General features: G+C 44.0%; 17 protein-coding genes. 11 read left to right on the plus strand and 6 right to left on the minus strand.

What is annotated here, in order from left to right; all coding sequences use genetic code 11:
- Window positions 1–77: 77 nt before the first annotated feature.
- Both pnp and rpsO read right to left on the minus strand, forming a co-directional pair.
- Window positions 78–2,165 (minus strand): polyribonucleotide nucleotidyltransferase, encoded by a 2,088-nt coding sequence (gene pnp, locus WH214_RS01195; RefSeq protein WP_171054252.1) that lies wholly within the window; start codon window positions 2,163–2,165, stop codon window positions 78–80.
- Window positions 2,166–2,425: 260 nt separating this feature from the next.
- On the minus strand, window positions 2,426–2,695 hold the full coding sequence (gene rpsO, locus WH214_RS01200) for a 30S ribosomal protein S15 (protein WP_004692669.1): 270 nt from the start codon (window positions 2,693–2,695) through the stop codon (window positions 2,426–2,428).
- A 251-nt stretch (window positions 2,696–2,946) separates the two neighbouring features.
- On the opposite strand from rpsO, the gene WH214_RS01205 reads away from it, so the two are divergent.
- Window positions 2,947–4,245, plus strand: a complete 1,299-nt coding sequence (locus tag WH214_RS01205) for a serine hydrolase domain-containing protein (protein ID WP_339421788.1) — start codon at window positions 2,947–2,949, stop codon at window positions 4,243–4,245.
- A gap of 698 nt (window positions 4,246–4,943) precedes the next feature.
- Here WH214_RS01205 and recD read toward each other — a convergent pair.
- From recD to WH214_RS01220, 3 genes are read right to left on the minus strand one after another with little or no spacing between them, the layout of a single operon-like run.
- The gene (gene recD, locus WH214_RS01210) at window positions 4,944–6,728 is read right to left on the minus strand and encodes an exodeoxyribonuclease V subunit alpha (RefSeq protein ID WP_339421789.1); all 1,785 of its coding nucleotides are present in this window, start codon (window positions 6,726–6,728) and stop codon (window positions 4,944–4,946) included.
- Window positions 6,729–6,767: 39 nt separating this feature from the next.
- Window positions 6,768–10,520, minus strand: a complete 3,753-nt coding sequence (locus WH214_RS01215) for a UvrD-helicase domain-containing protein (RefSeq protein WP_339421790.1) — start codon at window positions 10,518–10,520, stop codon at window positions 6,768–6,770.
- A gap of 3 nt (window positions 10,521–10,523) precedes the next feature.
- Window positions 10,524–14,204: an exodeoxyribonuclease V subunit gamma gene (locus WH214_RS01220; protein ID WP_339421791.1), complete on the minus strand. Its 3,681-nt coding sequence runs from the start codon at window positions 14,202–14,204 to the stop codon at window positions 10,524–10,526.
- Between the two features lie 178 nt (window positions 14,205–14,382).
- Between WH214_RS01220 and WH214_RS01225 the strand changes: the two genes are divergently transcribed.
- The gene (locus WH214_RS01225) at window positions 14,383–14,925 is read left to right on the plus strand and encodes a hypothetical protein (protein ID WP_234963127.1); all 543 of its coding nucleotides are present in this window, start codon (window positions 14,383–14,385) and stop codon (window positions 14,923–14,925) included.
- A 637-nt stretch (window positions 14,926–15,562) separates the two neighbouring features.
- On the opposite strand, the gene pap is transcribed toward WH214_RS01225, so the two are convergent.
- Window positions 15,563–16,990 carry a polyphosphate:AMP phosphotransferase gene (pap, locus tag WH214_RS01230; protein WP_336956512.1) on the minus strand — a complete coding sequence of 476 codons (1,428 nt, stop codon included), beginning with the start codon at window positions 16,988–16,990 and terminating at the stop codon, window positions 15,563–15,565.
- A gap of 195 nt (window positions 16,991–17,185) precedes the next feature.
- Between pap and WH214_RS01235 the strand changes: the two genes are divergently transcribed.
- The 9 genes from WH214_RS01235 (at window position 17,186) to WH214_RS01275 (ending at window position 26,621) form a co-directional block, all read left to right on the plus strand.
- On the plus strand, window positions 17,186–17,890 hold the full coding sequence (locus WH214_RS01235) for an FFLEELY motif protein (RefSeq protein WP_004978789.1): 705 nt from the start codon (window positions 17,186–17,188) through the stop codon (window positions 17,888–17,890).
- A 167-nt stretch (window positions 17,891–18,057) separates the two neighbouring features.
- Complete coding sequence (ubiE, locus tag WH214_RS01240) at window positions 18,058–19,002, plus strand: bifunctional demethylmenaquinone methyltransferase/2-methoxy-6-polyprenyl-1,4-benzoquinol methylase UbiE (protein WP_039890287.1); 945 nt, start codon at window positions 18,058–18,060, stop codon at window positions 19,000–19,002.
- 23 nt (window positions 19,003–19,025) lie between these two features.
- On the plus strand, window positions 19,026–19,715 hold the full coding sequence (locus tag WH214_RS01245; protein WP_339421792.1) for a ubiquinone biosynthesis accessory factor UbiJ: 690 nt from the start codon (window positions 19,026–19,028) through the stop codon (window positions 19,713–19,715).
- 12 nt (window positions 19,716–19,727) lie between these two features.
- Window positions 19,728–21,293, plus strand: coding sequence for an ABC1 kinase family protein (locus tag WH214_RS01250; protein ID WP_339992721.1), 1,566 nt, complete (start codon window positions 19,728–19,730; stop codon window positions 21,291–21,293).
- Window positions 21,294–21,510: 217 nt separating this feature from the next.
- Window positions 21,511–22,587 (plus strand): patatin-like phospholipase family protein, encoded by a 1,077-nt coding sequence (locus WH214_RS01255; protein WP_339421793.1) that lies wholly within the window; start codon window positions 21,511–21,513, stop codon window positions 22,585–22,587.
- A 72-nt stretch (window positions 22,588–22,659) separates the two neighbouring features.
- A complete protein-coding gene (locus WH214_RS01260) occupies window positions 22,660–22,836 on the plus strand; it encodes a hypothetical protein (protein WP_339421794.1) in 177 nt (58 codons plus the stop codon).
- 12 nt (window positions 22,837–22,848) lie between these two features.
- Window positions 22,849–24,135 (plus strand): FAD-dependent oxidoreductase, encoded by a 1,287-nt coding sequence (locus tag WH214_RS01265; protein WP_339421795.1) that lies wholly within the window; start codon window positions 22,849–22,851, stop codon window positions 24,133–24,135.
- Window positions 24,136–24,324: 189 nt separating this feature from the next.
- Window positions 24,325–25,107, plus strand: coding sequence for a bifunctional phosphoribosyl-AMP cyclohydrolase/phosphoribosyl-ATP diphosphatase HisIE (hisIE, locus tag WH214_RS01270; protein ID WP_339421796.1), 783 nt, complete (start codon window positions 24,325–24,327; stop codon window positions 25,105–25,107).
- Between the two features lie 11 nt (window positions 25,108–25,118).
- A complete protein-coding gene (locus WH214_RS01275) occupies window positions 25,119–26,621 on the plus strand; it encodes an AAA family ATPase (RefSeq protein WP_339421797.1) in 1,503 nt (500 codons plus the stop codon).
- Window positions 26,622–26,633: the final 12 nt, after the last annotated feature.

Below are 26,633 nucleotides of genomic sequence, written 5' to 3' on the forward strand. Positions count from 1 at the left end.
AGTTTACATTGGCCAAGCTCAAGGCTTTTTCAGACAACTCAATTCACATGGCAAACACCATGTGAATTGACAAGAGATTAAACTTGTTCGATGTCTTTCATCGTCAATTTGATACGACCACGGTTGTCTACATCCGCAACTTGTACCTTAATTTCTTGACCTTCTTTCAACACATCTGCCACGTTTGCAATACGCTCGTTCGAGATTTGTGAAATGTGAAGTAAGCCATCAGTACCTGGAAGGATGTTTACAAACGCACCGAATTCAACGATACGAATGACTTTACCAACGTAAATTGTACCTGGTTCAATTTCAGCAGTCAGTGCTTGGATTTTTGCAACCGCAGCAGCAGCAGCAGCTTTGGTTTCACCAAATACACGAACGGTACCGTTGTCTTCAATATCAATTGCAGCTTTGGTTTCTTCAGTAATGGCACGGATGGTTGCACCACCTTTACCAATTACATCACGAATCTTGTCTGGGTTGATGTTGATCACTTGGAATGTCGGTGCATGCATTGAAATTTCAGGGCGAGCACGTGAAATCACTTGGTTCATTTCATTCAAGATATGCATACGGCCTGCATACGCTTGGTTCAATGCCGCTTCCATGATCTCTTCAGTGATACCTTCGATCTTGATATCCATTTGAAGTGCAGTAATACCGTTCGCAGAACCGGCTACTTTAAAGTCCATGTCACCTAAGTGATCTTCATCACCTAAAATGTCAGAAAGAACTGCGAAACGCTCGCCTTCTTTCACTAGACCCATTGCAATACCTGCAACTGGCGCTTTCAATGGAACACCTGCATCCATAAGGGATAATGAAGCACCACATACAGAAGCCATTGAAGATGAACCGTTTGATTCAGTAATATCCGATACGATACGGATCACGTACGGGAAGCGGTCAGCCGCAGGAAGAACTGCTTGAACACCACGACGCGCCAAACGACCATGACCGATTTCACGACGCTTAGGACCAGATTCACGACCTGTTTCACCGACAGAGTATGCAGGGAAGTTGTAGTGCAACATGAAGTTGTCAGTTTTAGTACCAGCTAGGGTATCAACCATCAACGCATCACGGGTATTACCTAAAGTGGTAGTTACCAACGCCTGAGTTTCACCACGTGTGAATAATGCAGAACCGTGTGCACGGCCTAATACGCCCACTTGAACATCAATGGCACGAACAGTTTTCGTGTCACGACCATCAATACGTGGTTTACCAGACAAGATGTTGTCACGTACCGTACGGTATTTCAAATCTTCGAATAATTCGTCAACTTCAGCAGCAATGCCAGTTTCATCATTTTCAGGAACGAACTGAGCAACAGCTTCTACGTGAAGTGCATCTAATGCTGCGTAACGGTCTTGCTTAACAGCAATGGTATACGCTTCAGAGATTTTCGCTTCAAATGCATCTTTCAATTTGCCAAGAAGCTCTTCATTTTTAACTGGCGCAACCCAAGTTGATTCAACCGCACCCGCAGCAGCAGCAAATTCTTTAATCGCTTGAATTGCGATTTGCATTTCGTCATGACCGAAAAGTACAGCGCCTAACATTTGGTCTTCAGAAAGCTCTTTCGCTTCAGATTCAACCATCAATACAGCAGCTTCAGTACCTGCAACCACAAGGTCAAGATCAGATTCTTTAAGCTGTTCTAAAGTTGGGTTAAGGATGTATTCACCGTTGATTAAACCAACACGTGCGCCTGCGATTGGGCCTGCAAATGGAACACCAGCAATAGACATCGCAGCTGAAGCACCCAACATTGCAGCGATATCGCCTTCCATGGTTTTATCAGAAGAAATAACAGTCGCTGTTACTTGGATTTCGTTGTAGAAACCTTCTGGGAACAATGGACGGATTGGACGGTCAATAAGACGTGAAATTAAAGTTTCAGCTTCAGACTGACGACCTTCACGCTTACCGTAACCACCTGGGATACGACCTGCAGCATATTGTTTTTCTTGGTAGTTAACAGTCAACGGGAAGAAGTCTTGGCCTGCTTTTGCTTTTGGTTGAGCAACGATTGCAACAAGAACCTGTACACCACCCATGGTGATCACAACAGTGTTTGCTTGACGAGCAACACGACCAGTTTCTAAAACAACCGTGTGTTGACCATATTGGAATTCTTTACGAATAATATTAAACATAGACATGTATTTTTCTTTCCTGATTTTTATTCTAGTGGAGACCCCTAAGGTTTGGCATTCACATTGCCATTTCAGGCAACTGTATAAATGACAAAGCTTAGAAGCCGACCTCACCAGAGACTAAAAATATGATTTTAAGACACAAAGAAGGAGCGAAACATTCGCCCCTTCCCCATTACCTCACAGAAGCAAGGTAGACTTTCTTTTTCAGTAATAAAGCATTCAAAATGCGATAGTCCGAAAATAAAAGTTTAATCGAATTAACGACGTAAACCTAAAGCAGCAATCAAGTCGCTGTAACGAGTAGCGTCTTTACCTTTAAGGTAATCAAGAAGCTTACGACGTTGGTTAACCATACGGATAAGACCGCGACGGCTATGGTGGTCGTGTTTGTGCTCTTTGAAGTGACCTTGTAAATCATTGATTTGAGCAGTTAAAAGAGCTACTTGAACTTCTGGTGAACCAGTGTCGTTTTCAGCGCGAGCAAATTTAGCAATGATCTCTGCGCGATCTGCGTTTGTTAAAGCCATTCGATTTCTCCGAGATGCTTATAAGTTACATTTGATACAAATCAAATTGATTCTTCAAAACCAAGTTGACTGCCGTGCATCACTACAGCAAGGCATTATTTTAAGGGATCTAGCGCTATATTGCAAAAATGTTTTATGTTCGCAGTCAATTCAGCAACTGACGGCTTTGCACAAATCATGCACAATAATGACAATCCTGATTTTCAATATCAGACTCAGACCCAATAAAAACGAAAAATAGAGAGAAATTTGTGAAAATTTTATCTGCCAATACCTGTTATGTCCCCCATGACCTCAACCACGTGATTCGTTCTAAGAATGAGGTCTGCGCTACCTTGGGTGGCATGAATGACGCACAAATTCAAAGCATTTGGACCAGTGTAGAGTCTCTATATAAAACAGGAAACTACCCGTTCATCAGCCTCTGTTTACGTCGTCAGGGACAAATATTGTTAAATCGCAGCATTGGTTATGCGCAAGGCAATTCAGCCGATGGTTTAGCGGCAGATGCGAAAATTGGCACACCCGATACCCCAGTTTGCTTATTTTCCGCCTCTAAAATCGTTACAGCCATGCTGATTCATATGTTGGATGAACGCGGTGATCTGAATTTACTCGATCCGATTAGCCACTATATTCCCGAATATGGCGTAAACGGTAAACGTCGTGCCACCATTTTCCATTTACTCGCTCATCGTGGTGGCATTCCTCGCATTGACAGTAAAGTCACACCTGAACTGTTGTTTAATCAAGATCAAATTTTAGAACGTCTTTATGCTGCACAACCCGTTTCAGCCTCAGGCACACATCTGGCGTATCACGCCGTGACGTCAGGTTATATTTTAGGGGAAATTATCAAGCGGGTAACAGGTCAAACGGCCCGTGAATTTCTTGCCGAAAATATCGAAAAACCCATGGGCTTAGATTACTTTAACTATGGCCTAAAACCTAAGTATCGAGCGGATGTCGCTTTAAACTATGCCACAGGTCTACATCCACGTTTAGGCACAGACCATTATCTTAATCGGGTACTGGGCGGTGGTTTACAGTTGGCCGTCGATGTGACCAATGATGCGCGCTTTATGGACACGATTTGCCCAGCGGGCAACATTTATACCAGTGCGGAACAAGCTGGTCGTTTCTTTGAAATGCTCTTGAGTGGTGGCGAATACCAAGACAAACAAATCATGAGTGCCCAAACGGTATTTCGCTCGACATTGGCCACGTCAGGAGTCAGTTTAGATCGGACATTATTAGTCCCGATGCGTTATGCCTTAGGCCCAATGTTAGGGAGTAATCCTATTGGGTTATTTGGACCCATGACTGGGCAAGCCTTTGGACATCTCGGGTTTTCCAATATTCTCTGCTGGGCCGATCCAGAACGTGATATTAGTGTATCGCTATTAACCACAGGAAAATCTGTCGTCGGGACCCACTTACCTGCTTTAGCGAAAATGCTTTATCAAATATCAAAGCATTGTCCCAAAATCTTAAAGCACCAACGTCGCTCCTTATTTGCAACCGATCGAAGCGAAACAGACTTAGTCTGAGCATAAAAAAAAGCCCAAGTAAACTTGGGCTTTTTTGCGCTGTAGTGTTCTTTTATTTTTGTTCTTGTTGTTTTGGTTATCATTATAATAATGCGCTTTTCCGCGTCTTGTATTAAACATTCCATGTTTAATCATTTACATCCTTATGTGACAGATTTTGCCACATCACACAGAAGAAAAAAGTCGTATTTCACTCATCTTCATGTAAGCGATTGCTTACACAAACTCCTCATTTTCTCCATTATTCAACTTAAATCCCTCTAAAAAATGCAGTAGTAAAAATTTAATAAATCAAAAACAGGCACTTAAAGACATAAGAACTAAATTTAAAAAAGCATAAGCCGTGCAATACTGAGACAGTATCTCTTTGATATTTAATCTATGACTGTATTTTATGCTTCGAGGAATGAATGGCTATTTTTTGTCACATTTTGCCAATTTATCAGATATAAAAAAGCCTTGTAGTCTCTCCCAAAACTACAAGGCTTAGCGGCTGTAAGTTTCCTCTTTCACCTACTTCACTGTAAGTTCGCTGTCTACTGACGTTATTATTATCTTTTTGCGATTATACCCAACATTCCGTGTTGAGCTCTTTATGTGAAGCCATCTTCTCAAAATCCTCAGCAAAGCTCTATGCGCAAATCTCCTGAATCCCTGTAAGCCATTTCGTACAAAGCTCCTATTTGTTTATTAAATCTTCACAATTGAATTTGTTGATTAATTTTTCTTGATAGACCACTTTCTCGGGTGGTTCGAGTCACCATAGCATGTACGAATGCATCGGCATCGACCAGTAAACTGACCACTTTTTTCGCCCGCGTAATTGCGGTATAAATCAACTCTTTACTGAGTAATTTTTCAGCCTGCCGATCTAAAACCACCGCGGTATGGGTGAACTCAGAGCCTTGAGATTTGTGAATGGTCAGTGCAAAAGCCGTTTCAATATTTTTGGGTAACCGTGTCGCGGCCACCCATTTATCCAAACTAGGGAAATACACCTCAAACTGCAACTTACCTTGTTGTATACGCTGTAAACACAGGCCAATATCGCCATTCGACACCCCCAACTGATAGTCGTTATAGGTCATCATCACAGGGCGTCCTAAATACCACTCACCCTGCTTGATTTGTTTTGATTGTTCTAATAGACGTTGCTCGATTTGCAGATTGAGCTGTTTTAAGCCGAAATGGCCGTGACGTATGGCGGCCAAAATACGGTAATCATCAAAATGTTGAATCACTTTGGGCACGAGAGACTCATTAGGATTTTGCTGATATTGCTTTAAAGCCTCGACATAGCCCTGAAAGCCAAGCATCAACAGATCATAATAATGCTGCAACTGCTCTACAGATAAAGCCTGCTCGGGCAACAATTCAAGTTGTAAATAATCGACCTTGACCTGATCCAACTCAACCGCCTTCAACGTCGTGGCATGTACCACTTGCTGTTGAAAAGTATGCAATACGCTCTGTTTTTCAGCAGGATGCGTCATTGAGTCAAAACAAGATTGCTGTTGAATAAATTGTGCCAACTTTCCAATTCGTGCATCTGATTTGAAACGACGGCTATTGACCAAATTGACTCTATTTTCAGCCAAAGCTGGAACCTGTTGTAAATCGGCGAGCACAGAGCCAACATCGACAGAAGCCAACTGATCGGCATCTCCCAATAAAATCAAACGGGCTTGATTCGGCATGGCAGCAAAGAGCATCTGCGCCAAATTTAAATCCAGCATTGACGCTTCATCAACGACAATCACATCATAAGGTAAAGGTTGTCTGCTATGAAAACGCGGTTGCTGCGTATTCCCAAGACCCAAAAGTCGATGTAGCGTCACAGGGTTTAAGTTTTTCAAATCTGGGGTAATGAAGTCTTGTAACTTTTCATCCTGAAAAGAGTTCTGCAGGGCTTCTTTCATCCGCTGCGCCGCCTTACCTGTCGGTGCAGCCATCGCAATACGAATATCAGGCAGACTTTGTTTGAGCACCGCAATAATACGCGCCAAGGTATAAGTTTTCCCTGTGCCCGGACCACCTGTAATGATCGCGAGCGCCTGCTCAGCCACCATAACCAAAGCCTGTTTTTGGTGTGGATCTTCAAGTAAATGGGCATAAGCTGAAATATCCACTTGCGTTAAGTTTTGTAGTTTTAACCGTGCCACTTGCTGGGCCAAGGACTGCTCTAAAGCCCAATAACGATACAGATATAGTTGCTGTTCATCGTAAACAAACGGCGCTTTTTGTTGCTGTGCCTGCTGTTCATCCATCACCAAATCATCTAAGACTGTGAGGGCTTCAGCTGCAACCGAGATACAACTCTCACCGCGTAGCATGGCTTCAAGAACCTGTTGAATCATTTCACTACGCGCTTCGGTGTGCCCTGTTTTACTCAGTGGTGACTGCTGAATAAACTGACTCCAACGCGTTAACCATGTGTCTACCACGGCAGCCTGATCAATACTGGCTTTATGAACATTTTCCACACGGTTATCCTCAAAGTTATCCACAACTTAATTCTTTGTTTATGAGTGACTAATTTCACTTAATTCAGAAGTTTTGCCTACATGATTTTCAGTAGAAGTATCTTCAGCAAAATATCCCAAGATGGCATCTAGTCTTAAAATAAACTCTGGGCTGGCATGCCAACTTAGAACCCCTTGATTGGGCTGCCCATTCATCCCTCTCAAATAGAGATAACTCGCCTGTCCAAGATGTTCTTCAATGTCATAGTCCAGCAAATTTACTGTTAAATAGCGATGCAAAGCCACCAAATATAAGCCCGCCTGCAACCAATAACTGGCATGTGACATATTCAATTCGATTGCGTCATGATTGTAGCTCTGCTGATCCGCCCCTAAGAAATTACTTTTATAATCGGCGATGTGATAACGCTGACCATCAAAATAAACCAAGTCAATCGAACCCGTCAGGTAACGAGCAGAATTGGCTTCATTTAAGTCAAGCAGATCAATGCCGTATTCTTGAAACAATGCCTGTATGCGTTTAATCGCCAGCACATGATCGGACAATGACAAATAAAAAGGAAACTCAGCCAAGTGTTCATCGGCTTTGAGTTGCTTCAACTGAAAACCTGCATGCAAAGGCGTTTCTAGCACATCTGCTAACCACGCTTGCATCCACAGCACCAATTGGGTTTCATCATCCTGTCCAAACTCGTGTTGATATTTGCCCAATAACTCTTGCCACAGTAAGGGACTATCATTTTTAAAACGACGATGAATTTCCAGTCCCCAGTCACGTGAGTCCTGAAAGTCAATATGCTCGAAAATTTCGTGCAGGAAGGTTCCCGCAGTCGTCCCCATTGGAAACTGCCGTTTAATCCATGCCAAAGGCTGACTCAGTTCCACATCCTCAAGCACAGGATGATTCATCTCGTCATCCGCACTGCCCACTTTCTCGCTCAAAACCGCTAAGGCATCCATTGCCTCTTTGCGACTCAAATGCTGTGCCAACGCGCTAAAACTGGTTTTGGAACGTGGATAAAAACGCTGTTCAGGAAACGCCAAAGCTTGTAACTGAATGATCTCTTGCTGCTCCGCTGGCTGTAAACGGATCGGCTTTTCAGTCAGCAGCACCTCATCACCACTGGCAGGATGTTCAAACAGATTACCGGCTTGGCCACGCCAAAATGCCAATGCCGTATTTGATTTATATTCCTGATCTTGCAGTAAGGCATACACGCGGTGGCTCGCACGGGTCAGTGCGACGTACCATAAGCGATGCTGTTCTGCTTCGGCTCGCTCATTGTGTTGATCAATCGCGGCTGGGTCTAACAGGTTGGCATCATTTACTGCCACGATGCGCTGTAACTCGCTCTGCCCTGTCGTCGGATTGATCTGTTCCAGTGTTGAAAAGTTTAAGGTTTTATTCATTTCCTTAAAGTCTTTGTCGGCACCCAGCAAGAACACCATTTTAAACTCTAGACCTTTGGACTGATGAATAGTCATCAGCTGTACGCCTGTGGCGCTGGAGAGTTTGCGTTCCAACTCCCACTCACGTTCCGCAGGCAAATGTAACTGTTTGAGATACCAATGATACAGTTTCTGCGCGCCTTGGAACTGCTCACTATGTTGGCTCAACAACTCAGTCAAATGTCGAAGATTAACCACAGTCCGTTCGTTGTCTCGGCTTTGGTAAGCCACCAAGTTTTTCCACACTTTAAACAGGTTTAAAGCGTACTGCCATGCACTTAAAAAGCCTTTATTGATCCACATGTCGCGGATGTCATCAAAATCCGCCATAAACTGGCTCAAACCGTTGGCTTGTTTTTCCAGTTCCAGTAACTGTTTTAAATCAATCGCCAACAGCCGGCTCAAAAGCGCACGGCGAACTTTGGCTTCATCAAAAGGATGCATCATTGCGGTCAATAACGCACCGACATCTTTCGCGACCTGACTTTCAAACACACTGCGTTTAGACGGACGGTTGACCAAAATTCCCAAACGCTCTAGTTCAAACTGAACTTTGTCCAAGCCATCATGGTTTTTCGACAACACCGCGATATCATTTGCCCCCATAAACTGTGGCGGATCATTTGCCACATAGAGTTGCTGTTGAATGCCTTGGTTGATTAAATCACGAATTTTCCATGCCACTTGTTGAGCTTCATTTTTTTTGTCTTCAAGTAATAGCCAACGCAGCGGTATATGGTTTTCACCCTGTGCATCAACTAAAGCGGGATGTGGTCGAGTCCCTGCTTCTACAGGCTGGTAATAGACCTGCTCACCAAAGCCCTGTTGGCGTTGAAATAAAGCATCCACCACCTGTACCAGCTTTTGCACAGAGCGATGATTATATTTCAAACTATACTGCTGACCGTGTTTTGCCAAAACATCTAAACGTGCTTTGTTATAGGTCAGCATGTCACCCCCACGAAAGCCATAAATGGCTTGTTTCGGGTCACCGACCATAATCATACAACCTTGATGATAGCGCTGGGCATCACGCCAAATCCGCGCCAGCATGTCATCTTGGTCTTGGTTAGTGTCTTGAAACTCATCCACTAAAATGAGTGGATAGCGTGCCTGTACAAACTGAGCAAAGCGCCTGCCCTGCTCGCCCTGTAAGGCTTCTGACAAGGTACGGATTTGCTGGGCAAAAGTCGTTTCACTCTTTTGCTGCAAGACTTGTGGTAAACGCTTTTTCACTTCAGAACTTAAGTGATATTTCAAATACGCATCCAGCACATCCAAATTGAGCTCTAGCTCTGCCAATGCGTCTAAGAAACTGCGGACCTGTCGCCACACAGGATGCTGCTCAAACTGTTCCAGAACATCTACAGCACATTTGTTTAAGACTTTTTTCGTTGCGAGGTCAGTCAGGTGCTTTAAGGTTTTTTCAAAATGTGGCGCAAATAAGGCATAAGCCCGCTGCTCTTTCAGCGCAGTCAAAAAAGCAGGTAAGTCCTGACATAGAATGCGCTGCATCAGGGCATTGGTACGCCATTTTTTCCCCAACACTGCATGGTATTGCCCTTCGGGGGCATAATAGTCTTTCAAGCTTTCAATCTGTGCCTCATCCAGCGCGATAAATTGATCAATGGCCTGCTCAAATTGCGTCAAATCAAGCACAGGTTTTTCCACCTGTTGAAACTGTGCCGATGCAAAGTTCAAACTATTTTCAACAATCGGTACATAGGCCTGTTCGGTTTTTAATTTTTGTTTTAACAGTAAATAATTCACCACAGGCTGCGGCTGTGCCTGAATCCACTCGCGTAAGACATCATGAATGAGCTGTTGAGTATAACTCTGCGCATCATCGGTGATATCTGCACGCTCAATCTTGCCACTTTCAAAAGAAAACTCACGCAGTAACTTTTGACTAAAACTGTCCAATGTCCCGACAAATAGCTCATCTAACTGATCAATCACCAACTTCAACCGCTCTTGGGCAAAACCGACCCGCTGTGCGTATTCTGTGAGTACCTTGATAAAAAGCGGATCTTGTTCAACAGCTATTTTGGCCTGTATTTCTCGCTCGGTCAGACTCTGACAACCTTCAAAATAACGTAAAGTTTCGATCAAACGAGCCCGAACGCGACTTTTCAGCTCCGCAGCGGCAGCACGGGTGAAGGTGGTTGCAATGACCTGATTCGGCAAATAGGCCCCAAGAAAAATACGCACCATCAAACTGGATAAGGTAAAAGTCTTGCCTGTGCCTGCTGAAGCTTCAATCCAATGTAAGCCCTGAAAGCTCATATCGGCAATGGGTTGATAAGACATGTTCGATGTGGTGGCCTGAGACTGTGCTGTCATGACTTAGTCCTCAAGGCTTTGCTGATGCAAAAATATCGGATGATATAGTTCATAAGAAAACTGCTCGCAGGCATGGGCAAGTAATGCTTTGGCATCCTGCTCTTGTAGAATAAACTGCCAGTCGCGGTGTGCTTTATTGGCTTCGTTTTCAGTCATTGAAAAACCACTAAAGCGACCATCTTCTTCCCACACTTTATAAATGGCGTCCATGTCCGCAATCACCATCTGTTCCTGATCATTCAATTGCCATTCATGGGTTTTATCTTTCTCTGCAATTTTCAACAACAAGGCCGCAGGTAAAACCAAAGGCTGAGTTTGTGCATACTCCCATGCTTTCAACCAAGGTTTGAGCCATTCACGCGCCTGATTTGAACTCACGCCAGTACATAAAATGGTTCGGTCACTAAACACCACGATGCGTTGATATTGCTGTCCACCCTCACCCAAATTGACATAAGCCAGCCACAGTAAATACTCTAACCAAACTTTGGCACGGCGCTTTGCTCTGGCACTGGATGCTTCTATGCTGACCCATTTTTCAGCACTGTATTTGGCTAGGGTGACATTGATTTGTAAATGTTCACTCACCTTCCAGACTTGTTGGGTCGTGGCTGTGGCCTCGGGTGCATAACGTTGTAAACGTGCTAGCAAGCGCTGCTGTTCAAGCACGCTCATTTGCCAGACCCCATCTTGAACTTTACCAATCGGCAGTTGATCCATCAGAAGATTGGCATCTGCTTTTGCTTCATGTTGTTGTAAAAAATGACGGATGGCATAACGTCCTAAACCATCGAGCAGTAACGGTTCTTGCGTTGCAGGAATCTCTTCTGGTTTTAAGTTTTCCACGCCTAAAGTCTTGAGATACAGCCTTGCAGGGAAAGTGATGTCTTGAATCCACTGCTGACTGTCGAGCACTTGAATGTCTTGCTCTAATTTTGGATAAGGTGTGTTGACCCAACTGCTCCGCTGTCCCGATGCATGTTGCAATTGTTTCGCGACTTGAAACCATTGGTCTTGAAAACGAATACTGTGCTCAGACTCAAAACCACGCGGATCAAAAGGCAATAAAGGATGAACATGATACAGCGATGCCAACTGCGCAGGGACAGTCACACCATGCTGATCAACCGTTGCGTTGGCACTCTTGCTTTGTGTGTCAGGTTGAACAATAAAGTCCATATGCTGAATCAATTCTTGTAACACTGTAGACGGATCACGGACTTCACCATCGTTGATATCAAAGCCATTATAAAATAACCATAAGTTCTCTTGTGCCAACAACAAGGCATCTAGAAAAGCCCCTTGATCATCTTCCAAACGGGAACGATCCCCCAGTTGTGGCTTCAGCAAGTCCATCAGGTCAAAAGGCAAATGCGCACTGCGGTTGGGAAACTTGCCACTGTCCAAGCCCAACATCACGATCAACTTATACGGCACAGGTCGAATCTGACCAATTTGACTAAATGTGATCTGCCCTGTCGGTTCTGCATAATCCAGTTGCGCTTCTAAGGTCTTTTGGATTTCTTCTAATACATAAGGCAAAGGTAAACTTAAACTGCGCAGTGCATGATGATCGTGTTCATCATAGAAACTCGCCAAGGTCAGCATACGTTCTTGTTTTTTGACCATCTTATACACTGCAATCAAAGACTCAACACCCGCAGCTTCAAACTCGCGGATATCCTCCATCAAACGATTCAGCCAAGTTTCCGCAGTCGTCCGTTGTCCAATTTCATGCGCGATCATCCACTCGGAACGGTGTTTAAAATCCTGATAAATTTCAATCAAAACACCAATTAGCTCAAAATCACTCGACTGTACTTGGGCATAGCTTAAGGTCTCATGAAACAGCACATGCTCTGGTACAGCGACGCCTAAAGCCAAACGATCTAAGGCAAACTTCAGACTATAACGATAGTCATCATCCCCTTCGGCCAAACTGCGTTTTAAATGTTCAGCATCCAATCCTCGCTTAAAGCCCGCGTTGATCAAAAGCTCCGTCATCCGCTCAATCATATTCATGTCTAAGCCATAACGTTGCTGCGTTGCATTTAAACTGAGCCAATCGGCAAAGTCCTCAATACTGAAACGCCCCCGCACCAAGACCATCCGTCCCAACACAGCACGCCATGCATTTAAGGCATCGAGTTGAGTCACGCCAGCTAGCTTAATCGGCAGATAAATACTGTCTTTACTCAGTTGGTGGCCCTTTTGCAAGGCCTCACGCTCATGCGGAGGAGGTGCAAAAACACTGCGAATAAAAGGTTCTAGCTCAGTCAAACTGGGCGTCAACACCAAAATATCGCTTGGACGTCGCGTTGCATCAGCCGTGCCCTGAGCCAACCAATGCGTCAGTTGATCTTTGAGGACTTCAAGCTGTCTGAGGCTGGAATGACAAACATGAATCTGAATCGAATCATCCTGTTCAGCCAAGGCATACTGATGCTGCGTAGGCTCTACCAAATACAGGACATCGGACTGAATTTTACCGAGTAAAGTTTCTGGATATTCATCAACAAAGACATCGGCCCACACCCCGTCTTCACCTGAAGAAAGGCTGGAAAGTAAAGAGAAATGGTCGCGCGCTTGTTTACCAAATCGGGTCAGTAAAGGATGGCGAGACTCTCGGGTTTCTGCATTAAAATTGAGGGTAAACTCATCAAAAAACTGCTGAATCTCTGCATCATTAGCATTTGGATTTTTTTCAATAAAACGCTGCTTCACCCGTGCGTCATAACGCGCTTTCCAGTTGGGATCGACACTGTCTGCCCAGTATTCTTGTGATGGGTTATAGTGAAAAATAAAGATATCGAGGTATTGCCCCAATCGATGTAAAAACTCCAATTGCTTTGGCGGTAAATCTAAAACAGTAAACACCACCAACTGCGCAGGCAACTTTTTAAGTGCAGCGTCTCGGGTCTCTGCTTGATCGAGCAAGTCCCAAAATGCAGTATCAATACGCTGAATTTGTTCAAAGTCAGCATGGAACACCACTTGCCAGAGCCAACGCTGCCATGCTTCCAATTCATGCGCTTGATTAAGCTGAAAAGCACTGAGTTCTTGCTGGGTTTTAAAGAACATCTGCTCCAAATCGAGTGGCTGATTCTTGCCCCACGCTTGTAACCAATTCGTCTGGCAACGACAATTTTGCGGTGGACAACCTTTGGTGCAATGCCCACGATAGTCCATATAAAAACTAAATAACCGTGAAACCTGCTCCGCCACCCAATACAACATGCTTTGCTTTTTGAGCTGTTTATCAATGCCTTGTTGCAAACGGTCAGCGCTGGCATAGATCCGCTGAATAATAGGATATAACGGATGAGCAACCTCTAAAGGATTCAGCTCGGCTTGTATAAATTCTTTTAAGGCTTGGAAGACGCGCCATTTAATAATCAATCGCGGAATATTGGCTTTACGGACTTCATCTTTTTGATCGACCAAAACCCACTGATAAGCCGACCATTGAAAACCACGTATACGATGATGAAACTGCGTGTTGGCACTGATGCCCTGCTGTTCCGCCAACTTTTGCGTTAGCCACGCCTCAACCGCAGGCGAAGGTACAATAAAATGCTGGGCTTGCAGCACTTGAAAGGCATTTCTGGCTGGTTTAAAGACGGTTTTTTGCATGGCCTGCAACAGAACATCAATACGCTGACTTTGTATTACGTGTATTGCCATGTTTCCCCTCAAATGACCATCTTATGAAAAATCTACAAAACCACACAGATTATTGACTATACTTCTGGTTCTGTCTATGTCACTTTGATGACATATTTCTATTTAAAATTTGCTTTAAAATACGTACTTTAAGCAAAACTAGAATCAATGTGAATCAGGATATTTTAGGGTTTAGAAGATGAAATTAGAGCACATTCCAGAAAAAATTGATCCCTCTTTAAATTTAGAACAAATCCGCGAAGAATGTTTGGATTTAGTCAAAAAGCGCGCCTATTTTTCCGCAGGTGCAGCGGTTATTCCAGTCCCCTTCCTCGATGTGGTGATTGATGTGGGCATATTGTCACAGTTGATTCCCGAAATTAACGCCCGCTTTGGTTTAACCCCTGAACAAGTCAGTGTCTACGACCCAGAAACCAAGCAAATACATTGGTCAGAACTACGTAAACGTGGTGTGGAGTTCTCTGGACTAGTGGTGGCACGTACAGCCGTGAAGAAGTCTCTCAATAACATGGCAGCCAAATACATCACCAAACAAGTCACCAAATTCATTCCTCTTGGTGGACAAATGATTGCGGCCAGCTTGGGTTATGTCGTGATGAAAAAAATTGCAGAAACCCATGTGGAGGAGTCGTATAAGCTCGCCAAAGGCATTCAACTAAAACAAGCCGTTGAACAAGGAGTCCCTGTTGCAGCGCCAGTAACCCAAATTCCTTTGGGTTAAAGAACTAAATCTGCCTCTATAAAAAAACGGTCAAATGACCGTAATGCCAGTCAATGAAAAAGCCGACTGGCATGTCTTTTTAAACTCTAAATCCTCTTCGATACGCGACAACGTCATTCGCAACCTGCTCCGCCTTTGAAATGGACTGTTTTTGCAATAAAAGTTGTTTTATATACAAAAATTGAACAGGTTTTGCGAATGACAAATGTTTTTGGTTCTTTTGGCTAAACAAAAGAACAGAAAGAACTCCCAAAATTAGACTTTAAGCGGTAAGCCTCCGCAATAAAGAGCAAAAAAATTAATCTGAAATCGACTTACATATTCCACCAACTTATTGAAAAATAATTCTCTTGGCGGAGTCTTATCAGGCTCTTATCCAATTTCATCACTATCCAGAGGCTCGCCCTACTTTTCTTTCGGGGAAAGTAGGCAAAACTATTTTTATCTGCAAAACCTGTTCTGTTTTTGGTTTTATTAAAATAAATCGCAGAAACATTATTTTACTTACACCATGCAGGTTGCAGATGACATTTCCGTGTATCGTATTTTTGTCGAGCTCAGGTTAAAAGTTAAAAAGGTTAATACGAAACGACTTAACTAACTGACATTAGGTCAAATGACCGTTTTTTTTATGCTTTTAATCTGTGTCGCGATCCGCTTTGAGCTGTTTTAAAATTGCCCTTAAGACTTCAATTCGCGCCTGTTGTTTATCATTGGTGGAAATAATATACCAAGGCGCATAACCTGTATCGGTATGTGCAAACATATCTGCGGCTGCCTTTAAATAGTCATCCCATTTGTCGCGATTGCGCCAATCTTCTTCGGTAATTTTAAAGCGTTTATGCGGGGTACTTTCACGGGCTTTAAAACGCGCCGCTTGTTCATCTTTATCAATCGCCAGCCAAAACTTAATCAGTACGGTTTGACTGTTGCTGAGGTTTTTTTCAAAACGATTGATTTCCGCATAAGCGCGTTGCCACTCCACCTCGGTTGCGAAGCCTTCTACCCGTTCTACCAAAACGCGTCCATACCACGTTCGATCAAAAATAGTGATGTCATCCGACTGCAATTTGCTCCAAAAACGCCACTGGTAAGGACGGCGTAACTCATACTTTTCAGGTGCGGCAATGGTATGAATTTCATATTCTCGCGGGTCGAGCTTTTTCACAATGCGCTTAATCGCACCACCTTTACCAGCGGCATCCATACCTTCAAAAGCGATCACCACTTTTCGGTCATCACAGCGGATGGCATCGGCCACTTGTTTGGTGAGTTTTTTTAACTCTGCCTTATAGTTTGCATCCTCAGCTTGAGGGGCTTCAAACTGAGTCAAAATATCTGGTATCGGCGCTTGCTGCCACTTTAGCGCGGCCTTTTTTTCATGCTCTGGACAGTGACGCAGCGCCGTTAAAATCGCTTGTGCAAAATTATGATTACGCAAATCTTCATCTTCACCATCAATGATTTGCCAGTCGTCGGTGAAACGCGTACGTAGTTTTTGCAAAGTGTCGTATTGTTTTTTATTACGCCAGTCTAGCCCATGCAATTTATGCCAATGCACTTCGCTCGGGTCCATGTCATCCAGACGCTTTTGCAAAGACTTCCACGACAAATCGAACCAGACTTTTAAGACATCTACGTTATTATTTTTTAAGTCCTGCTCAAAGGCCCGCATATTGCTGATGTATTCATCAAACAAAGTGTCATCTAAAGGCTTTGAAGCATGCATGGCCGTAGCCAACAAGTCCCCATACCAGTTACCAAACCACACCATAATTTGCCCTTCGGCAGGTACAAATCGAGTATAGGGCTGCCAAAACGGTTCTTTTAGATTAAACAGGTGCGGTGGATCGGCTTTGACATATAAAAAACGAGGATCGACCCATTCGCGCAGCTGTTTCACCGCTTCGCCTTTACCCGCAAGTTCAATTCCACTGACCAAAATCACTAAACTTTTTGCATTGCTCTGATCACGGGTATTCATCAACGCATATTGCGCTTCAATTAAGTCCAGTGAAAGCTGTTCTTCGTTCAGCACTGTACTGGCGATCGTTTCTGTATCCATTACCCCTCCTTTTTTCTATTTAATCAGATCATTAGATCCTAAAAAATGATGATCTAGATGATTTTCACATGCATCTTTTGACTACTTCTACATCAAACTGACCACAAATAAATAGTTTTTTTGTCACTTTGTCATAGCGAGTTCCGTCATCACGCACTAAGATTTAGCTATCTTTAAATAGAACTGAGACAGCAAATGTCCAAACTCGCCGCCCTCGATGAGCTTTTAGAACAGTATTACCAATTGCATTATCATCAAGATTCGGTGCTCTTCCAACGTTTACAAGATGTGCAAGTCTGGCAAAAGCAACGGATGCAACGCACGCATAACCGTGCTTTCGCAGAAAAACAGAACCTCTTGATGGCCGAGTATTTTATCAACCGTTTATATGGTGGCCCAGATTTTGATGCTTTGGCAGGACAAATCGCGCGCTTGAGCAAATATGCGCACAAAGCGGAGAAATTAATTCCTGAAAATGCCATTAAAACCGGTACCTCTGGGGTTGAGTTGGCGATTTTGGCGGTGCGACTGGATGAACAAGTGGCAATGCAATTGCTGAAAGATCACCATCCCTCTGAAGCCTTAACCGATGATTTGATGCGCCAAGCCTATTTAAAACTAGAACAAGGCGAAGAACGCTTGAAACAGCTATATTTACTCGATCAATTGGGTAAAAACCTCGATAAATACATGCGCTCTTTTATGGTCTATACCGCTTTTAAGATGTGTAAAGGGACTGCCAACAAATATAACTTCAATGTCATGTATGAATTTATGCAGGATGGCTTTTTGGCTATGAAACCGCTAAAGTCGGCAGAGAAATTTGTGAAAGACTTTACGGCGGTGGAACGTCAAATTATTGATAAAGTCCATGCGGGACATTTGTATCCTTTTCAGTAAATTTCAACGAATGACTTGATAAAAATAAGTCAGCAGCAGCTTTGCTATGCTGTTTTTCTGTATATTATTCAGCACAATTGCATGATGGTTACTGTACAACGTCCTAGAATCTGTCATCATGCATGCACTGCAACATTTACCCTATTGCTATGTTAGGAGTGACTCCCATGTCGAATGAAAATCAAACGCCTACCGCTACTCAAGAGTCGGCACAAAACACAGACAAAGTGAGTCCATTTTTAACTGAACCATTACCCCAAGGTACGGCGCAAGGTCAGCAAAAATCATTACAACAACAGTTGACTGATACCCCAGTGACGGGTTCTGTACCCAAATACAATCTTCCTCGCGGTGCTAACACAGGCAACGTTGGCAATACCACACACTTTGGTTACCAGACGGTGAGCAGTGAAGATAAAGCTCAAAAAGTGGCGGAAGTTTTCCACTCGGTTGCCAGCAAATACGACATTATGAATGACTTGATGTCTTTTGGTATTCACCGTCTATGGAAACGCTTTGCGATCAATATGTCAGGGGTACGTCGTGGTCAACGCGTGCTAGATATTGCTGGCGGGACAGGCGACTTGGCTAAAGTGTTTAGTCGTGAAGTCGGCCCTACTGGTCATGTGGTACTTTCAGACATTAATGAATCGATGTTGAATGTGGGGCGTGATCGTTTAATTGATGCAGGCTGTACCAATGTTGACTTCGTATTAGCCAATGCTGAAACCCTAGAGCCATTTGAAGACAACAGCTTCGACCTACTCACGATCTCGTTTGGTCTACGTAATGTGACCGATAAAGATGCTGCACTCGCAGCGATGTACCGCGTGCTTAAGCCAGGTGGTCGCCTACTGGTATTAGAGTTCTCTAAACCTGTGTTTGAACCATTTTCAAAACTATACGACCTATACTCGTTCACTGCACTGCCGATCATGGGTAAAATTATTGCCAATGACTCAGAAAGCTATAAATATTTAGCCGAGTCCATTCGTATGCACCCAGACCAACGCACGCTAAAAGGCATGATGGAAAATGCAGGCTTCCAAAACTGCGACTATCACAACCTAACAGGTGGTATCGTTGCTGTACACCGTGGTTTTAAACTTTAAAATTAAACGTTTAAGGGCAAATTATGTGGTCGATTCTGGCACTCGGTGCAGTTGAACGATTAATTCATCATGTGATTAATTTGGATGCGATCACTCGCATCCAGCTCAATGAACTACAAGGCAAGATGTTACGTGTGGTGATCGCGTCCCCGCAACTGTCTGTAGATGTGTTCTTTGACCAAGCTAAAGTGCGCTTAGAACCTACCGTTACGGGGCATAGTGAAACAGCGTCCATTTTTGAACATGAGAAGCGATCAAGCTTCGCAAGGTTTGATCAAGCTCAGTCTCACACCCCAGCAACCGCAACTTTAACGGTGGCCAATGTGGTTGAGCTGCTCAAGCTTTTACTAGCGGATGATGTTGGCAATATCCCGCTCCAAGGCGATTATCACCTTCTGCAAGATATTCAACGGATTATGCAACAAGCTGAGCCTGACTTGGCTGCGCATTTAAGCCCATGGATTGGCCCAAGTTTGGCGCATGAATTGGCCAAAATCCAACTGGCACCGAAGCACATCAAACAGACCTTACAAAGTCATTTGTTTTTTGCTGAAGATGCCTTAAAAGAAGACAGTGGTCTATTTGCCCCACGTTGGCAAATGGATGATCTGCATCAAGATACCCGTATTCTTAATCAAAACTTAGATCGTGCCGAAGCCAAAATTCAACAGCTTCAAGCACAGATTGACACTCAAGACTCAACTCAAAACTAGGTATTTACATATATGATTCCGCACGTTTCACGTTTACTCGAACTTTGGCGCATTGCCGCGCACTATAGACTCGACACGTTGTTTCCTGCGGAAGAATTGCCTGAAAAAGCGCGTCATGCGCTGGGTGTAATTCGTATGCACCCAGCGGCATGGTCCAGTCGTGAACGTAAAAACCCACTGAAGCTCAAACAAGCTTTAGAGGAAATGGGACCACTGGCGATTAAAATGGGACAACTGCTGTCTACTCGTCGTGACCTAATTCCACCTGAAGTACTACAACAACTGGTTTTACTCCAAGACCGTGTCAAACCGTTTGGTTCTGATGTGGCGAAAATGCGCATTCAAGAATCACTGAAAGCCGATGTAAACACGCTGTTTGCACGCTTCGACGAACAACCTTTGGCAGCAGCCTCGATTGCTCAAGTACATACAGCCGCTTTACATGATGGGCGCGAAGTGGTGGTGAAAGTCACCCGTCCCGCTATTCGTAGTCAAATTTTACAAGACTTTGAAATTTTAGAATGGCTGGGCAATTTTCTGGAAAAACGCCTAGAAGCCGCGCGTGCACTGCACTTATCTGAAATTATTCAGGACTATCGTCAAGTCATTTTAAATGAACTGGATTTGACCTTAGAAGCCGACAATACCCGTCGTATGCGTCATTACTTTACAGGCTCAAGCATGATGTATGTGCCTGAAGTCTATATGGACAGCAAAGACGTGATGGTGGCCGAACGCATTACCGGCGTTCCCATTTCAGACATTGAAACCTTCGAAAAGCTGGGAATGGATCGTAAAGATCTGGCGGAAAAAGGCTTAACCATTTTCTTTACCCAAGTCTTCCGTGACAACTTTTTCCATGCCGACATGCATCCGGGCAATGTCTTCGTTGAAACCCTAAACCCAAGCCAACCCCGCTATATTGCGCTGGACTGTGCCATTATGGGTGAGTTGTCGAAGCATGACCAAATGACCGTGGCACGTATGCTGCTTGCGGTCATGAACAGCGACTTTATGCAACTGATTCAAATCGTGCATCAAGCTGGTTGGATTCCACCGGGCACAGACCAAGATGCACTAGCACGTGAAATGCGTCGCACGGTCGGGCCAATGGTGTCCAAACCTATGCATGAATTGGACTTCGCGGGCATTTTGATTCAAGTGATGGATATTGCACGACGCTTCCATTTGGAAATTCCACCACAGCTGATGCTGCTGCTTAAAACCCTCGTGCATGTTGAGGGTTTAGGGACAGACCTTTACCCAGAGCTGGACATTTGGAGTTTGGCAAAGCCAATCCTGACCGATTGGATCAAAGCGCAAATGAATCCACAGAAGAACCTAAAAGAGCTGGGACAAAAAATTCCGGACTTACTTTTAGGGGCACAAGACTTCCCGACGCTGTTGGTCGATAGCTTAAATGGTCTCAAAAACCAATCAGCTTGGCATGCTAAACAGCTCAATGAACTGCAAAGTATGCGCCTACAAATGGAGCATCAGCAAAAACGCAGTTGGATTTTTGGCAGTCTCATGGCCATTTTACTGTCGATTGCGATTATCTCGCCTTGGTTTATTTAAGTGATTTTAATTGTACTCACCAGCTTACTGGCGGTGTGGCGCGTGTTTAAATAGACGCTTTCTGCTGTATTAAAAGCCTGAGTCTCTCAGGCTTTTTTTATGTTTAACTTCTATGTAGGAAGTGACTCCCAAGTCATTATTGGATCACTTTCGCCAATGTGCTCATTCTCTCGCCAGTTAAAATGACAATACATATTGTCTCTTTTGAATGATCACGATGACTCAAATCCTGCAGAAACACCCTCCCGCTTTAAGCATTCGTGCAGGTAAATTAGCACGTCAACTGATTCAAAGCGAAGGCTTACAAGCGGATCAGGTCGATATTGTACCCGGCGCCGCAGGTGGGCCCAAAGGCATCGGGATTCAAGGTTTAGACCAAGCCATTTTTGGTGAATTCTTTGCCCATGCACCACAAAGACGGACTTTGATTGGTTCTTCCATTGGCAGTTGGCGCTTTGCCAGCATCTTAGCGCACGGTGCAAAAGCAGGTACCGAACGTTTAGGTGAACTCTATACTAACCTGTATTTTGACAAAAAAATGCAGCGTCAAGAAGTCAGTGATATTTGCCGTGGCATGCTGCTCGACTTGGTACAAGACAAAGAAGCGGAATTGGTCAATCATCCCGATTACCACCTCGCGGTACTGTCGATTAAGGCTCAACACATCTTTCAAAGTGACCAAGTTCTCCCGCTCTTGGCCTCTGTCGCAGGTATCATCGGTACAACCGCTGTTGCGCGAAAGCATAGCCGCCACTTTATGCAACGGGTAATTAGTCAGCCCAACAATGGCAAACAATTTAAAGTAGAAGATGATTTCCTCACTCATTACCACAGTCTCACCGCTGCAAACGTTCTGCCTTGGCTGATTGCCTCAGCCTCTATTCCAGGCGTGATGTCCGCAATTCGCGATATTCCAGATGCACCACAAGGTAGTTATCGTGATGGTGGTCTGATTGATTATCACATCGATCTGCCTTTTGAGAGTCAAGGCATTGTGCTTTATCCACACTTTACGGACAGCATTACGCCCGGTTGGTTTGATAAACTGTTTAAACGTCGCGCCAATCCTGAAAATCAAGCCCGTACGCTACTATTGTCTCCGTCCCAAGACTATTTACAGAGCTTACCTTTAGGACGCCTGCCCGACCGTAAAGATTTCACCCTCAAAGGACTCGACCAAAAACAGCGCATTCAAATGTGGAACCAATGTATTTCTGAAAGTCAGCGCTTAGGCGATGAGTTCTTGGAAATGGTGGAAAAACAGCATTTTGCACAGGTCATACAAGATTTATAAACAAAATTTGCGCATGAAAGTAATCTTGTTTAATCTGACCAAATAAAGAAAAATCGAGATTACATTTTTTCTATGCTAACAATAATTTTAAGTGAACAAGAAAAGTATGGTCAAATCATTGAATTACAAAGTGAATCGTGGGAACGAAATGTGATTGCAAGCTCGTTAGAGGATTCCATTCAAATCAACATCGACCAATTAAAAAAACCTGATGATATTCGTCATACATTCATTTTAGACAATGGTTAAATCATTTGATCTATGATTTCTAATCACCCACCCCACTTCGCCATCATCGGTGCAGGAACCGCAGGGTTAGCCACTGCGATTTTACTGGCTCGACAAAATATTCAAGTCAGTATTTTAGAGAAAGCCTCAGAACTTGAACCTGTCGGAGCAGGACTGTTATTACAGCCCTCTGGTTTAGCTGTTTTTGAGCATTTAGGCATTTTAGATGAAGTTTTAAGACTGGGTGCAAAAGTCACTGGGCTCAAAGGTCAGTTACCAAGTGGAAATTTACTGGTCAATAGTCATTATCAACAAGCGCATCCTGATTTTTATGGTGTAGGGATTCATCGAGCAACGTTATGTCATGTTTTAGAAAATAAATGCCGTGAATATCCAGAATTCATTAGGTGGTATATGAATACCGACATTCAGAAATTAGAAGAAACATCCAATCAAGTTCGGGTTTTGGGTAGTAAAGATGGTGAATCATTTGATCAAGCTTTTGATGCTGTGATCATTGCCAATGGCGCACGTAGCCTTTTAAGACCGAAAGAATGGGTAAAGGTTGATCAAGCTTATCCTTGGGGAGCCAAATGGACAATTGTTCCAGAATGTCTTGAATTAGATACAGAAATTTTACATCAGTTTCATGATCGCTCTAAAATCATGATGGGAATCTTACCAACCGGTACAGTCCCGCATGAACCCAAGCAAAGACTGTCGAGTGTGTTTTGGAGTCTTCCAAGCCATCAACTGAATAACTTCCTACACAACTCACAAGCTCACTCAGACTGGTTAAACCAAGTGTCTAAGCGTTGGAAACCTGCTGCGGATTGGTTAGAACAAGTCATTGCCCAGCCTGAACAAAAATCACAATGGTTAACTGCAAATTATCGTGATGTGGTACTGTCTAAGTTTGGTGAGGGTCGTATTGGTGTCATGGGTGATGCAGCACATGCGATGAGTCCACAACTGGGGCAAGGTGCAAATATGGCCCTTTTAGATGCATGGGCTTTGGGGCAAGCGGTTCAAAGTGCAAGAGAAAATGAAGCCCTTAATTATGTTCAACTCTGGCAAACTTACCATCAACACCGTCAAAGTTCGACGGCGTTCTATCAATTTTTAAGTCGTTTACTCACACCACTTTACCAATCTGACCTATGGTGGGCAGGTGGTTTACGTGATTTAAGCTTTGCTTGGATGTATCGAATTCCCTATTTCCGTAAAGAAATGGCGGTGACGATTTCAGGTTTAAAATTAGGCATGTTCAGTCAAATGAACTATCGGGATATTGCAAAACAAAACAATCATTCTGTGTAGAATGCGAAGACAATCATCGTCATCCGCTTTGGATGGGTGACGGATAGTTGAATTTCTAAAATACATCAATTAAGCCACTGTGAGATAACTGTAGAAAGTTTCTCCTCTATTCTGTTTAAATCACGTAGACTATAGCGCGCTACGTTAACCTCGTAACACTCTCAATATTTATTCGCTTGGTGAAATCTTATGAACAATTTGCAATGGCTCGATGAAGTAAAATTTAACGAACAAGGTTTAGTCCCTGCCATTGCACAGCATCACCAAACGGGGCGTGTCTTGATGGTGGCATGGATGAACCGCGAAGCTTTAGCTTTGACGGCCGAGAAAAACCAAGCCGTGTATTTCTCTCGTTCGCGCAACAAGTTATGGCACAAAGGCGAAGAGTCTGGGCATTTTCAAACCGTACACGAAATTCGTCTCGACTGCGATGCAGATGTAATCGTGTTACAAATTGAACAGCATGGCGGGATTGCCTGCCACACAGGGCGTGAATCATGCTTCTACCGTAAACTCACGCCAAATGGCTGGGAAATTGTAGATGCACAGCTCAAAGACCCGAACGCGATTTATGGTGAAAAATCGAAAAATCCACATACATTGGCGATGAATACCTCAACGGCGCAGTCTGAGCAAATTGAAGTTTTGTCCTACCTCGGCCAAATGATGGCTGAGCGTAAAGCCGCTGATCCAGACTCGTCTTATGTCGCGAAGCTGTACCACAAAGGTCTCAACAAAATTTTAGAAAAAGTCGGTGAAGAAGCCATTGAGACCGTGATTGCCGCGAAAGACTTTAAGTCTGAAGCCAATGAAGACCATAAAAATGATTTGATCTATGAAGTGGCGGATCTTTGGTTCCATACGATTGTGGTTTTAGGCTATTTCGACTTAGACCCTCAAGTGGTTCTTAATGAATTGGCACGTCGTCAAGGGCTTTCTGGTTTGCTTGAAAAAGCCAACCGCAGCCACTAAGTTTATTGCCTGTGTCGAATATCATCAAACCGAGCGCGACTTATGAGCAAGCCATTGCCATTGATAACGCACGTCTGGGCAAATCGTTTAAAGTAATTGCTTATGCAGGCACAGGTAAAACCACCACACTGCAAATGATTAGCGATGCCATGCCGCAAAGACGAGGCATGTATTTAGCGTTCAACAAAGCCATTGCCAGCGAAGCGCAAACGAAGTTTCATGGCAATGTCGACTGCCGAACCTTCCACTCGCTCGCTTTTCGCAGTGTTCCACGTGGAGTGACGGACAAACTTCGTCTGCCTCGTTTAAGTCCGAGTTTTATCGCCAAAGAATATCGCCTTGAACCCATTACCTTAAGACGGATGATGGGCGGACGTTATGAAAAATATGTGTTGATGCCCTCACGCTTAGCCAGCCTTGTGGCGAATGCCGTGAGTCACTTCTGTTCAACCAGTTCTCAGTACCCAGCACCGCGACATTTACAAGCACCGAGCTGGTTACATCCCGATGATATCGATTCACTACAAAAGCACCTCTACCCTGCCATTGAACGTCGTTGGTTAGAGTCGATCGATCCCAATCATCAGGCTGGGATTGGTCACGATATTTATTTAAAACTGTGGGCGCTGTCTGAACCCAATATCCCAAGTGACTATGTGTTGTTTGATGAGGCACAAGATGCTGACCCACTGATGTTGGGCATCTTACTGAAACAGCGCAATACACAAGTGATCTATGTCGGAGATGCACACCAACAGATTTATGCATGGCGCGGCGCAGTCAATGCCATGCAACAACTGCCTTTGCCTGAGTCACGCCTTACCACCTCGTTTCGTTTTGGTGAAGAGATTGCATTGCATGCCAATGCTATTTTAGGCGCCTTGAATGAAACCGTGCCGCTCATGGGCAACCCTCTACTCAACTCCAAAGTGGTCAACAAACCTCATACCAAAATGCGCGATGCGATTTTATGTCGCACCAATGCGCGCGCTATGGAACTGTTGCTTTCAGGATTGGTCCATGGCGACAAAGTCAGCCTACAAGCCGACCATGTCAAACTGAACCGCTTTGTCGATGCTGCCGCAATGCTGAAACAAGGCAAGCGCGTCACCGATGTGCCTGAACTGTCCTGGTTTAATTCTTGGCATGATGTACATGAATATTGCGAAACCAATGACGGCAGTGACATCAAGCCTTTAGTAAAATTGGTGGATGATCATGGCACCGATCCACTCAAAAAAGCCCTCGCGAAGATTACGCCGATTGAACAAGCGGATTATATTATTTCCACCGCACACAAAGCCAAGGGCTTAGAGTGGAACCGCGTTCACATCGAAGATGATTACCAGTTTAAGGTCAACGACAAAGACCATAAAATTAGTGATGAAGAGTTAAGACTGCTTTACGTGGCCTGTACACGTGCTAAAGTAAGTTTAAATATCCATCACATTTACGACCTGATGCAACAGCTAAAAAAACAAATGCCAAGCTCATTACGTAAAGTTGTTGGATAGTCGAATGTAAAA

Source organism: Acinetobacter sp. MYb191 (assembly GCF_037572605.1).
GTDB classification, from domain to species: Bacteria; Pseudomonadota; Gammaproteobacteria; order Pseudomonadales; family Moraxellaceae; genus Acinetobacter; species Acinetobacter johnsonii.

Bases quoted from the DNA above. Each gene is read 5' to 3' on its own strand.
- WH214_RS01255 (WP_339421793.1), top strand. From the start codon at position 21,511: ATGACTCAAATCCTGCAGAAACACCCTCCCGCTTTAAGCATTCGTGCA.
- WH214_RS01245 (WP_339421792.1), top strand. From the start codon at position 19,026: ATGTGGTCGATTCTGGCACTCGGTGCAGTTGAACGATTAATTCATCAT.
- ubiE (WP_039890287.1), top strand. From the start codon at position 18,058: ATGTCGAATGAAAATCAAACGCCTACCGCTACTCAAGAGTCGGCACAA.
- WH214_RS01215 (WP_339421790.1), bottom strand. From the start codon at position 10,520: ATGACAGCACAGTCTCAGGCCACCACATCGAACATGTCTTATCAACCC.
- rpsO (WP_004692669.1), bottom strand. From the start codon at position 2,695: ATGGCTTTAACAAACGCAGATCGCGCAGAGATCATTGCTAAATTTGCT.
- pap (WP_336956512.1), bottom strand. From the start codon at position 16,990: ATGGATACAGAAACGATCGCCAGTACAGTGCTGAACGAAGAACAGCTT.
- WH214_RS01250 (WP_339992721.1), top strand. From the start codon at position 19,728: ATGATTCCGCACGTTTCACGTTTACTCGAACTTTGGCGCATTGCCGCG.
- WH214_RS01265 (WP_339421795.1), top strand. From the start codon at position 22,849: ATGATTTCTAATCACCCACCCCACTTCGCCATCATCGGTGCAGGAACC.
- WH214_RS01220 (WP_339421791.1), bottom strand. From the start codon at position 14,204: ATGGCAATACACGTAATACAAAGTCAGCGTATTGATGTTCTGTTGCAG.
- WH214_RS01235 (WP_004978789.1), top strand. From the start codon at position 17,186: ATGTCCAAACTCGCCGCCCTCGATGAGCTTTTAGAACAGTATTACCAA.
- WH214_RS01260 (WP_339421794.1), top strand. From the start codon at position 22,660: ATGCTAACAATAATTTTAAGTGAACAAGAAAAGTATGGTCAAATCATT.
- hisIE (WP_339421796.1), top strand. From the start codon at position 24,325: ATGAACAATTTGCAATGGCTCGATGAAGTAAAATTTAACGAACAAGGT.
- WH214_RS01225 (WP_234963127.1), top strand. From the start codon at position 14,383: ATGAAATTAGAGCACATTCCAGAAAAAATTGATCCCTCTTTAAATTTA.
- pnp (WP_171054252.1), bottom strand. From the start codon at position 2,165: ATGTTTAATATTATTCGTAAAGAATTCCAATATGGTCAACACACGGTT.